The 11,088-nt window shown below is 41.5% G+C and carries 8 protein-coding genes and 1 tRNA gene; 5 read left to right on the top strand and 4 right to left on the bottom strand.

Going from position 1 to position 11,088, the window contains the following annotated elements:
- Nucleotides 1-55: 55 nt before the first annotated feature.
- Nucleotides 56-1,522 carry a sulfatase gene (locus tag DWZ47_RS27800; RefSeq protein ID WP_004311373.1) on the bottom strand — a complete coding sequence of 489 codons (1,467 nt, stop codon included), beginning with the start codon at nt 1,520-1,522 and terminating at the stop codon, nt 56-58.
- A 284-nt stretch (nt 1,523-1,806) separates the two neighbouring features.
- Nucleotides 1,807-4,128: a transcription termination factor Rho gene (rho, locus tag DWZ47_RS27795; RefSeq protein WP_117515421.1), complete on the bottom strand. Its 2,322-nt coding sequence runs from the start codon at nt 4,126-4,128 to the stop codon at nt 1,807-1,809.
- A 236-nt stretch (nt 4,129-4,364) separates the two neighbouring features.
- On the opposite strand from rho, the gene DWZ47_RS27790 reads away from it, so the two are divergent.
- Nucleotides 4,365-5,201 carry a 4Fe-4S binding protein gene (locus DWZ47_RS27790; protein ID WP_032843782.1) on the top strand — a complete coding sequence of 279 codons (837 nt, stop codon included), beginning with the start codon at nt 4,365-4,367 and terminating at the stop codon, nt 5,199-5,201.
- On the opposite strand, the gene tilS is transcribed toward DWZ47_RS27790, so the two are convergent.
- Nucleotides 5,186-6,466: a tRNA lysidine(34) synthetase TilS gene (tilS, locus tag DWZ47_RS27785; protein ID WP_117515419.1), complete on the bottom strand. Its 1,281-nt coding sequence runs from the start codon at nt 6,464-6,466 to the stop codon at nt 5,186-5,188. The genes DWZ47_RS27790 and tilS overlap by 16 nt on opposite strands.
- Nucleotides 6,467-6,611: 145 nt before the next feature.
- Here tilS and feoB point away from each other — a divergent pair, with 145 nt between their 5' ends.
- From feoB to DWZ47_RS30510, 4 genes are all read left to right on the top strand, one after another.
- Nucleotides 6,612-9,098, top strand: coding sequence for a ferrous iron transport protein B (gene feoB, locus DWZ47_RS27780; protein WP_004311369.1), 2,487 nt, complete (start codon nt 6,612-6,614; stop codon nt 9,096-9,098).
- Complete coding sequence (locus DWZ47_RS27775; protein WP_004300786.1) at nt 9,095-9,310, top strand: hypothetical protein; 216 nt, start codon at nt 9,095-9,097, stop codon at nt 9,308-9,310. The genes feoB and DWZ47_RS27775 overlap by 4 nt, the downstream gene beginning before the upstream one ends.
- 51 nt (nt 9,311-9,361) lie before the next feature.
- A tRNA-Cys gene (locus DWZ47_RS27770) sits at nt 9,362-9,433 on the top strand.
- Nucleotides 9,434-10,240: 807 nt separating this feature from the next.
- Entirely contained in the window at nt 10,241-10,471 is a 231-nt protein-coding gene (locus DWZ47_RS30510) for a hypothetical protein (RefSeq protein WP_158570401.1), read from the top strand.
- Nucleotides 10,472-10,646: 175 nt separating this feature from the next.
- Here DWZ47_RS30510 and DWZ47_RS27760 read toward each other — a convergent pair whose 3' ends face one another.
- Nucleotides 10,647-11,024 carry a hypothetical protein gene (locus tag DWZ47_RS27760; protein ID WP_117515415.1) on the bottom strand — a complete coding sequence of 126 codons (378 nt, stop codon included), beginning with the start codon at nt 11,022-11,024 and terminating at the stop codon, nt 10,647-10,649.
- Nucleotides 11,025-11,088: the final 64 nt, after the last annotated feature.

The raw sequence follows: 11,088 nt of genomic DNA, 5'->3' as shown, positions 1-11,088 counted from the left end.
CTGTAAAATATAAAAGAGGTTGTGCCAACGTTTTGACACAACCTCTTTTTATAATTTATTTTCTTTTGAGTATCTCTCGTACCCCAGGGCCCTCGTGGTTGGGGTAGCCGGGAGTATGGTTTCTGCATCGTGGATCGGCATCTACTTTCAAACTCCGGTAATCGTCTTTGGTGCGGGCGATGTAATCATCAAGCATGGCACGGTGTTCGGCGAGGACTTTACTGTATTTAGGGTCTTTGGCGAGATTCTTGCGTTCTCCCGGATCCTTTTTCATATCATATAGCTCTTCTCCGTTACCTTCCAGATAGTGAGTGTACTTGTATCTCGGTCCGCGTACCATACGTCCGGGAGTAACGACATATTCATATTCGCTATGCCATTCGGAAACGACATAAGGGTGAGTTTTTTTCTGTTTCTCTCCTTTTAATATAGGTGCAAGGCTGATTCCCGGTTTTTCGGCCGGAACAGGAATTCCTGCCAAATCACAAAGGGTAGGCAGAAGATCCAGTGTAGGCTGTGTCAATACTTGGTCTATGGGCTTTTTCTGTTGTTTGATGCCGGGACCTGCAAAGATAAACGGTACGTTGGTCATTTCATCGTAGAAGCTGATGTGTTTGGTCACCATGCGGTGTGAAGCCATCCCATCACCATGGTCAGCCATGATAATAACGATTGTGTTTTTTCCGGCAGGAGTGGAGTAAAGTGCTTTCAATACGCTGTCTACTTGCTTGGAAACCATCTTGGTATAGTGTTGGAAAGCAGCAATGTAATGACGGTAATTCTCTTCATTCCAATGAGAGGCCTGGGTCATGCGGCGATGACTGCAGCAGATGTATTGTACAGGTTTAGGGATATTGCTCCAGTCTTCTACATTGAAATTGGCTGGTAGTTCCGGAAGGGTTCCGCTAATGGGGCGGTCGGTATGTACTCCTTCGTTCGCTCCTACAAATCCACAGATATTGTGAGGGTTCTGAAAATCTGCGATACAGATGAATGGTTCTTCCGGCGGATTACTTAGATAAGCAACAGCGTCTTCGCATGTTCCTACATCCAGGAAGCTGTCGTTATTGACCGGGAATTCCGGATCAGTGAATGGCTTGGCTACTGGTTCTTTATGCTTGAATCCTCTAAGTGAACCCATGTCATGCGTTTTTCCGAAGTGTACGGCTTCGTAACCGTTTTCAGAAAAAAGACTTCCTAATGTCGGTACATTTTCGGGAATACGTGGGTTGATAGGTTCGCTGGAGTTGGAACGTACATTGGTTTGATGAGGCATCATGCCACTCCATAAAGCAGCGCGTGAGGGTTGGCTGAGAGGGCAGCCTACATAAGCATTGGAGAAGATAACTCCTCGTGAAGCGACTTCGTCAATAGGGAGGGTGCAGCCTTGTGTTTGTCCGTAAGCTCCCACAACGCGTTGTGTCAGATGGTCGCACTGGATAATCAGGAAATTGGGCTTTTCTTGGGCCTGCGCTGTCACGCTGCACAGGGCTAATCCCATGAATGGATAAATAGTTTTCATTACTGGTTAGAATTAAGTAATATTTGATTTGGAAGCAAAAGTAGGAAAAAAGGAAACGTAAAAAAGGGCGAGGTAGTAGTTTTGGACGCAAATGAAAGTATTTTGTACAAAAATGAAAGGTGTGGCAAGCGGTTAGGGGTAACTATCGGTGATGGGAGTTGAATGATAAGTGATAAACGGCAGGTGATAAGTCATAAAATGGGTTACCGAAAAAGAAAACGGTGAATAAACTGCACTTGTTATGGCGCAGTTTGTTCACCGTTCATTTATAAGTTTGCTGTTGATTAGCTGTTCATGCTCATCAGGAATTCGTCGTTGTCTCTGGTTTTTTCCAGACGGTCTTTAACAAAGTCCATTGCTTCGATCGGATTCATGTCGGCAAGATATTTGCGTAATATCCACATGCGGTCAAGGGTTGTTTTATCAAGCAACAGGTCGTCGCGACGAGTGCTGGATGCGGTAATGTTGACTGCCGGGAAGATGCGTTTGTTGGACAGGTTGCGGTCGAGCTGCAACTCCATGTTACCTGTACCCTTGAATTCTTCGAAGATAACTTCGTCCATTTTAGAACCGGTATCGATCAATGCGGTAGCAATAATAGTCAGTGAACCACCGTTTTCAATATTACGGGCAGCACCGAAGAAGCGTTTAGGTTTATGAAGTGCATTTGCATCCACACCACCGGAAAGAACTTTACCGGATGCAGGAGATACTGTATTGTATGCACGAGCCAGACGAGTAATAGAATCAAGGAAGATAACTACGTCGTGACCACATTCTACCAGACGTTTTGCCTTTTCCAATACGATACCTGCAATTTTTACGTGGCGTTCTGCCGGTTCGTCGAAAGTAGAAGCAATTACTTCTGCATTAACGCTGCGCGCCATGTCTGTTACTTCTTCCGGGCGTTCGTCAATCAGCAGCATAATCATGTAAACTTCCGGGTGGTTGGCTGCGATAGCGTTTGCGATATCTTTCATTAAGATGGTCTTACCTGTCTTTGGCTGGGCAACGATCAATGCACGCTGGCCTTTACCGATAGGAGCGAAAAGATCGACGACACGGGCAGACATAGAGTCTGAATAACCGCCTTTGCAAAGTTTGAACTTTTCATCCGGGAAAAGAGGTGTCAGATGTTCGAAAGGAACACGGTCGCGAACGAAAGCTGCATCACGTCCGTTGATCTTCGAAACCTTTACCAATGGGAAATATTTTTCTCCTTCTTTGGGTGGACGGATAACTCCTTCTACTACATCACCGGTTTTCAGACCAAATAGTTTGATTTGAGATTGTGATACGTAAATATCATCCGGAGAAGAAAGGTAGTTATAGTCGGAAGAACGGAGGAATCCGTATCCATCCTGCATAATTTCCAGAACACCTACTCCGTTGAGAATATCGTCGAATTCATAAGGCTTTTCGCGTTCAATAACCTTACGTTCCTGCTGCTGTTGTACCGGAAGATTTTCACCCGCATTGTTCTGCTGAGCGGCACGTGGCATCGGTGAGCGTTGTTGGTTTTGGTTCTGATTCTGATTTTGGTTTTGGTTCTGATTCTGATTTTGATTTGGGTTCTGAACCTGATTCTGGTTATTGTTGTTACGCTGGAAATTATTATTGGCGTTATTGCCATTATTTCCATTGTTGTTAGCATTGTTATTACCGTTGTTATTGTCGCGTGAGCGAACAATACGCGGACGTTGCTGCTGGGACTGCTGCTGTTGAGATTGTTGTTGCTGTTGAGGATGAGATGGCTGTTCCGGTGCTGTCTGTGCTGATTCTGTTTTAGTAGCTTCGAATTTTCCGAATAATTCGGTAGGAAGCTCTATTTTTTCAGAAGGCAGATCTTCGATTGGAATAAAATCATCGTCGTCAACGCTGGATAAGATATTGCTTTCCTCGTCGATAACGGGTGCAGCCTTCTTTTGTGGTTTATCTATTACCTTTTTCTCTACAACAGGTTGGTTAGGTTCAGTAGCCGGTTTATTTGTTTCTGCAACAGGCTTATTTGCTTCTGCAGCTGGTTTGTTTTTTGCTTTCTTCTCAGCTGTTTGCTGTTGTACCGGAGCTGGCTTTTCCGTAGCACCAGTAGCTTTCTCTGCAACAACAGGTTTAGGTTCCACTACTTTGGGTGCTGCCGGTTTTGCATTTTCTACTTCTTTTTTCTCTTCTGCATCAGAGCTCTTACGAGGACGGCCTACTTTACGCTTGGGAGTAGCAGTGTTTTCCGCTTTAGCTTCTACAACAACAGTTTCTTTTTCTTTGTTTGTACTTTCTTCTTTCTTGGAAGGTTGTGGTGCAGCTTTTACAGGAGCGGTCTCTTTTGTCTTGTTAGCCTCTTCACTCTTTGTTGCGGAAACCACTTTGTCTTCTTTTTTGGTAGGAGCTACCCGTGAACGCTTTTTCTTTTGTTCTTCATTTTTGCGTTCTTCTTTTAGCTTATCTGCGGCAACTTTCTTTGTAGCTCCTACAATGGCCTGTTCATCGAGTATTTTATAAACAAGGTCTTCTTTTTTGTATGAGTCTGCTTTTTTTATGCCTAACTCTTTGGCAATAACTTGAAGTTCCGACAGATTTTTGTCGTTTAATTGGATAATGTTATACATATAGTATGGTAAGTTATTAATATTTCTTTTTTTGCTGAATTATGGACAGCATTACTACAGCTCATGGCTACAGATATGCGAGCATACGTTTTGTTTTTTATTCTGAATTAGGGATGTATATGTTGAATCGTAGAATGTTTCAACGGGGCAAAGATAATAATTTTTTTTGGTTTCATGAACAATCAAACATTTTTTTCCACGTAAAAGTGTATCTTTGCTACATAAAAGAAAATAGTATGACAGTAAATGAAGCTCATTTAATTTATTTTTCGCCTACACACACATCTAAACAAGTTGCGGAGGCGATTGTTCACGGGACGGGCATAAAAAATATTTTTCCTATTAATGTGACGCAGCAGATTGCGGATGAAATTGTGATTCCTACATCTTCTTTGGCTATTATTGTAGTGCCTGTGTATGGAGGACATGTCGCTCCTTTGGCAATGGAACGTTTACAGTATATCCGTGGAGTGGATACTCCTACCGTTTTGGTAGTGGTTTACGGAAATCGCGCTTATGAAAAAGCTTTAATGGAATTGGATGCTTTTGCTATTCCTCATGGATTTAAAGTAATTGCCGGGGCAACTTTTATTGGAGAACATTCATATAGTACCGACAAATACCCGATTGCAGTGGGACGTCCTGATGAATCGGATTTAGCCTTTGCTGCGGAGTTTGGGAAGAAAATCATGGAAAAAATACAGACAGCTGATAGTATGGATACCCTTTATCCGGTGGATGTACGTACTATCAAACGTCCGAGTCAACCATTCTTTCCTTTGTTCCGTTTTTTGAGGAAAGTCATCAAGTTACGTAAAAGTGGTACACCGCTTCCCCGCGTTCCTTGGGTGGAAGATGAGGATTTGTGTACCCATTGCGGGTTATGTGTGGTCCGTTGTCCGGCAGGGGCTATAACGAAAGGGGATGAGCTACATACGGATGAGGCTAAATGTATCAAATGTTGCGCTTGTGTAAAAGCTTGCGTTAGGAAAGCAAGGGTGTATGAAACTCCTTTTGCAGCTTTGTTATCAGATTGTTTCAAGAAACAGAAGTTGCCTCAGACTATTTTGTAAATCACGACGCGCTTAGTCGTTTCATCAATACGAAAGCGGTTGTCTGTTCGTTCGCCTATCAGCCATGCGATGTGTTCTCCACAGCAGAGTACCCATTGGCGTTCTTTTTGGCTGATAGAAAATTTACGGTCGGTCAGATAATCGCTTATTTTTTTCTTTCCTTTCATTCCAAAAGGAATAAAAGTGTCTCCCGGCTGCCATTTCCGGTAATGAATTTCTCCATTCAGTTTGTCGGCATCAAAACAGGCAATTTCCTTTTCACATGGAATGAGAAAATCCGGGGTGTATTCTTTTTCTTCTTTGATAATTTGAAAAGGAGGAAGAGTCTCATTTTCAGATTCAGCTGTTTCTATTAATAGGAATTCTCTGTCTTTTATCACTCTCCATTCTTTGCTACAGAATTGCTTGCCCGGTTGGCTATGAAGCGAATGGGTGATATCTTTGATTTGTGCGGAATTGAATCCTAGAGGATGCAGGACTTCGAATAAGATGGCTTCGGGTGCCGGTTCCTTTACTAAATCACTGATTCGGATACCTTCTGCTGTAATGATTTTCTTTTTAGTTTCCTCTATACATTTATTATATATAGTGGCTACATCATTCAGATAATTACTCGTATCTATCAGAGTGTTTTTGACTGACGGATTAATTTCCTGCATGAGGGGAAGGAGGTTGAGTCGGATTTTATTACGGGTATATTCGTCTTCCAGATTGGTGCTGTCTGTCACATAATCTTGTCCGATGTTTTGCAGGTAACGAATTATCTCTTCCCGGTTGATACAAAGCAGAGGGCGTACGATGGTTCCATTACGGGGGCGGATTCCTAACAGACCGGTAATTCCTGTTCCCCGAATCAGGTTAAGTAGTATAGTTTCTATGCTATCATCCTGGTGATGGGCCACAGCGACAACATCTGCCTGACATTCTTTTCTAATTTTCTCGAACCATTGGTAGCGGAGTTCCCGTGCGGCCATTTCAATCGAAATATGTTTTTCCGTTGCATATTGGGTCGTGTTGAAATCAATGGTATGTAAATGGATTTCCATTCTTTCGCAAAGTTGGCGGACAAATAACTCGTCCCGGTCTGACTCTTTGCCTCGCAGGTGGAAATTACAATGTGCGGCTTCGCAATGATAGCCTGCTGTATGCAGAATATATAGTAATGCCACCGAGTCGGCACCACCACTCAATGCGACCAGGATTTTATCATCCGGTGAGAATAAATGTTCCTTTTCTATATATTTTGTAACGCGTTGTTGTATCATACCTGCAAAGATACGAGTTTATCAATAAGTTTTTTTATTTTTTCTGAATCTTTTAGAGGATGAAAAAAACTGTTATTTAAAAACATTCTAAATAATTTGCATGCTCCGAAGTTATGAATTATCTTTGCCAAAAATTTTGAGAGTTATGCGTTTGTCCGAATTAAAAACAGGAGAAAAAGGTGTTATTGTAAAGGTATTGGGGCACGGTGGTTTTCGTAAACGTATTGTGGAGATGGGCTTCATTAAAGGTAAAACGGTTGAAGTGCTGTTGAATGCTCCGCTAAAAGATCCCATAAAATATAAAGTTTTAGGTTATGAAATTTCTCTTCGTCGTCAGGAAGCTGAAATGATCGAAGTTATCAGCGAAGAGGAAGCAAAGAAACTGGCCGAGAAGACCGTTTATCATGAAGGATTGCCTGAAGACCTTTCAGTAAAAGAAGAAGATATGAAACGGTTGGCGTTAGGTAAACGCCGTACCATTAATGTTGCTTTGGTCGGAAACCCGAACAGTGGCAAGACTTCTTTATTTAATCTTGCATCCGGTGCTCATGAGCATGTTGGAAACTACAGCGGCGTAACCGTGGATGCCAAAGAAGGTTATTTTGATTTCGAAGGCTATCATTTCCGTATTGTCGATTTGCCGGGAACTTATTCTTTGTCTGCTTATACGCCGGAAGAAATCTATGTGCGTCGTCATATTATCGATGAAACTCCGGACGTGATTATTAATGTAGTCGATTCCTCTAATCTGGAGCGAAACTTATATCTGACTACTCAATTGATAGATATGAATGTCCGCATGGTGGTAGCTCTGAATATTTATGATGAGTTGGAAGCCAGTGGAAATACATTGGATTATCATCTGTTGAGTAAGTTGTTCGGGGTGCCGATGTTGCCTACTGTCAGTAAGAAAAATCGTGGATTGGATACCTTGTTTCATGTTGTTATCAATCTGTATGAAGGAGTAGACTTCTTTGATAAACAGGGAAATATGAATCCGGAAGTTCTTAAGGATTTGACCGAATGGCATGATTCTCTGGAAGATCGTAAGAACCACGAGGAAGAGCATTTGGAAGATTATGTACGTGAACATAAAAAGACGGGGCGTGTCTTCCGGCATATTCATATCAATCATGGTCCTGATATCGAAAAAGCGATTGAAGCTGTAAAAAGTGAAGTGTCCAAAAACGAATTTATCCGTCATAAATATTCTACCCGTTTCCTATCCATTAAATTGTTGGAGAATGATCCTGACATTGAGCGCATTGTGCGGACATTACCAAATGCGGATGAGATATTCCATGTCCGTGATAAGATGTCGAAGCGTGTTCAGGACACAATGAATGAGGATTGTGAATCGGCTATTACGGATGCTAAATATGGATTTATCAGTGGTGCACTGAAGGAGACATTCACAGATAATCACTTGGAGCAGGCGCAGACAACAAAAGTGCTGGATTCGATCGTAACTCACCGTGTCTGGGGATTTCCTATTTTCTTCCTTTTTATGTATCTGATGTTTGAGGGTACGTTTGTCATTGGAGAATATCCGATGATGGGGATTGAATGGCTTGTCGAGCAGATTGGTGACTTGTTACGCAATAATATGGCGGAAGGTCCATTTAAAGATTTGCTGATTGATGGAATTATTGGTGGGGTAGGAGCGGTTATTGTCTTTTTGCCGAATATCTTGATTTTGTATTTCTGCATTTCTCTTATGGAAGATTCGGGTTATATGGCTCGTGCAGCTTTTATCATGGATAAAATCATGCATAAAATGGGATTGCACGGAAAATCATTCATTCCTTTGATTATGGGATTTGGATGCAATGTACCTGCTATTATAGCTTCCCGTACTATTGAGAACCGGAAGAGCCGTCTTATTACAATGTTGGTAAATCCTTTGATGTCTTGCAGTGCGCGTCTGCCAATTTATTTATTGTTGGTGGGTGCTTTCTTCCCGAACAATGCAAGTCTGGTGTTGTTAAGTATTTATGTGATTGGTATTGTACTGGCTGTGGTAATGGCCCGCTTGTTTAGCAAGTTTCTGGTGAAGGGTGATGATACTCCATTTGTGATGGAACTTCCACCTTACCGGATGCCGACAGCAAAATCGATCTTCCGTCACACATGGGAAAAGGGAGCGCAGTATTTGAAAAAGATGGGAGGCATTATTATGATTGCTTCTATTATAATCTGGTTCTTGGGGTATTATCCGAATCATGATGCTTATGAAACAGTTGCCGAGCAGCAGGAAAATTCTTATATCGGCCAGTTGGGACGTGGTATAGAGCCAGTTATAAAACCACTGGGATTTGATTGGAAACTAGGTATTGGCTTGCTTTCCGGTGTGGGAGCGAAAGAATTGGTAGTAAGTACATTAGGTGTCTTATATGCAGATGATCCGGATGCTGATTCAGTAAGTTTGGCAGAACGAATTCCGATTACTCCATTGGTTGCTTTCTGTTATATGTTGTTTGTATTGATTTACTTCCCGTGTATTGCGGCGATAGCGGCTATAAAACAGGAATCGGGTAGTTGGAAATGGGCGCTTTTTGCTGCTTGTTACACAACGGGATTGGCTTGGCTTGTATCATTTGCTGTTTATCAGATTGGAGGATTGTTTGTATGAATAATTGGCAAGATTGGGTAGTCGGAGTATTGGTTGTACTCTGCATTGCCCGCGTCATATATGGAATATTTCGTTTTTTTCGTCGTACGCGAGAAAATCAGAATCCTTGTGACAGCTGTGTAAGTGGCTGTGAACTAAAGGATATGATGGATAAGAAACGCGGAGAGTGCGATGTAAAGAAAAAAAGTACAAAGAAAAATTGCTGCGGATAGTTGGTAGTTTCAAAATTTGTACTACCTTTGCAACCGCAAACGAGAAATAATGGTTCCTTGGATGAGTGGCTTAGTCAGCGGTCTGCAAAACCGTGTACGGCGGTTCGAATCCGCCAGGAACCTCACGAAGCCCTTTCAGATGTTTTCTGGAAGGGTTTTTCTTTGCTCTTAACTGAAAATGGTACTACATTGGTACTACAAAATTAGGGTAGGAGAAGTGTGATTCTTCTTCTCACATGTGTAATGACTACGGAAAAATCTTTGTAGTGTGTTGTAGTTCCAAATAACGGTTATTTGGAGTTATAGATCATGAGGATTATCAAAAATCACATTTTACCCTTGACTGAACCTTGCCATTATCCAACAATTCACATTAGGGTAATCTTAGGGTGTTTTGCTCGTTTTTTGCTCGTTTTCTCATTCTGTTTGCATCTAAGCGACTTTCTAGCACCAAACAAAGAAACTATCATCCGAAAAGAGAAAGCCCTAAAATCGCAAACCCTGAAAGGAATACGGGTAAATAAGAAATGCCGCCTCATCTCACGACGAAACAGCATAAGCACACAAACACAAAACAAACACAAAATATCAATAAATGAATCTATTTAGTTTTGCACCAACTTAAAAAATAGTTCATGATTTCGAATACAAAGATATAAGAAAATATTGATTGTACAAAGTAGAACGACTATCATACAACAATACGAAAACCTTTTGTGTAACGTTCTTCTTGCATTGCGTTGACAGCCGTCCCTATTTCCATAGGTTGCAAATATACAATTTTTTATCAATACAGTTCCGACTCTTCCACCCAGTTTATTAAAGCTATTGTTTTATATTCAACCAGCTTAAATTTTAGCCCGTTAATTTTCTTTTGCTCCTTTCGCATTGAGCACCGGACATACACAGCCGACACCATGATGTTTTTAAATGATAGCTTTTGCCGTTCCGGAACACCGTGCGATCATAGAAGCGATGAAGGGGAAGAACCTTGCCGCAATGCGTGCACCTCTTCCGCTCTATTCCGTCCACTATAACCCGGTTCTTTGGCTTCCGTTTAACCAGCTGGCACGAAAGGCACTCACTTGTACCATATCTCCGGCAGTAAGCTATAGACCGCTTGCCGCACTTGGCGAAGTGGGTGCAATCAGATCTGGGTGATGTTTGATGTATATTCATAATTCGAAAGTTTAATGAATTCTTGAATATCTTTCAAGAACTTGCAAGGTTTCACCTGGTCCTAAATGTAAACCCGGCAACCGTATTGTTACCGGGGTGGCTATGTTGATGGCGTCAACTAATGTGCCGGAACCGAAGTCCCCTGACTTAAATGTTATCACGATATATTAGTATTATATTTTCTGTTATATTCCTGTGTGAGTTTCCGGCTACATCTTTCATGTTTTCGGGCTTTCTTCTCTATTCTCTTACATTTTTTTTCTTCTTTTGCTACTTTCTTCATAATAATAACTCGATGTTTATTCCATGCCTCATTATTGCCTTCTAATTCAATCAGCCGAGCTGCCACATGTTGGATCGTGGAATAATAAGCATCAATCATTTGCTTTGTACTTATTGCTGGAGTATCTATCATTAACTCTCTTTGGTCTATTGATAAATTACTAAGCTGGTGTACTCTCATTTGCTCTTTGATGAACTCTTGTAATTCTACATTTTTCTCTGTGATTAAATCTTGTAAGTCAATTGTTTCCATTGTTATTAAAGTTATATTTTATATTGATTGATTCCTGTTGTTATCGTTAAACATTTCATCCCAT

It is taken from the genome of Bacteroides sp. AF32-8BH (genome assembly GCF_003435205.1).
Taxonomy (GTDB): domain Bacteria; phylum Bacteroidota; class Bacteroidia; order Bacteroidales; family Bacteroidaceae; genus Bacteroides; species Bacteroides ovatus.
This window is presented reverse-complemented; position numbering and strand designations above follow the sequence as displayed.

Bases quoted from the DNA above. Each gene is read 5' to 3' on its own strand.
- DWZ47_RS27800 (WP_004311373.1), bottom strand. From the start codon at position 1,522: ATGAAAACTATTTATCCATTCATGGGATTAGCCCTGTGCAGCGTGACA.
- rho (WP_117515421.1), bottom strand. From the start codon at position 4,128: ATGTATAACATTATCCAATTAAACGACAAAAATCTGTCGGAACTTCAA.
- DWZ47_RS27790 (WP_032843782.1), top strand. From the start codon at position 4,365: ATGACAGTAAATGAAGCTCATTTAATTTATTTTTCGCCTACACACACA.
- tilS (WP_117515419.1), bottom strand. From the start codon at position 6,466: ATGATACAACAACGCGTTACAAAATATATAGAAAAGGAACATTTATTC.
- feoB (WP_004311369.1), top strand. From the start codon at position 6,612: ATGCGTTTGTCCGAATTAAAAACAGGAGAAAAAGGTGTTATTGTAAAG.
- DWZ47_RS27775 (WP_004300786.1), top strand. From the start codon at position 9,095: ATGAATAATTGGCAAGATTGGGTAGTCGGAGTATTGGTTGTACTCTGC.
- DWZ47_RS30510 (WP_158570401.1), top strand. From the start codon at position 10,241: ATGATAGCTTTTGCCGTTCCGGAACACCGTGCGATCATAGAAGCGATG.
- DWZ47_RS27760 (WP_117515415.1), bottom strand. From the start codon at position 11,024: ATGGAAACAATTGACTTACAAGATTTAATCACAGAGAAAAATGTAGAA.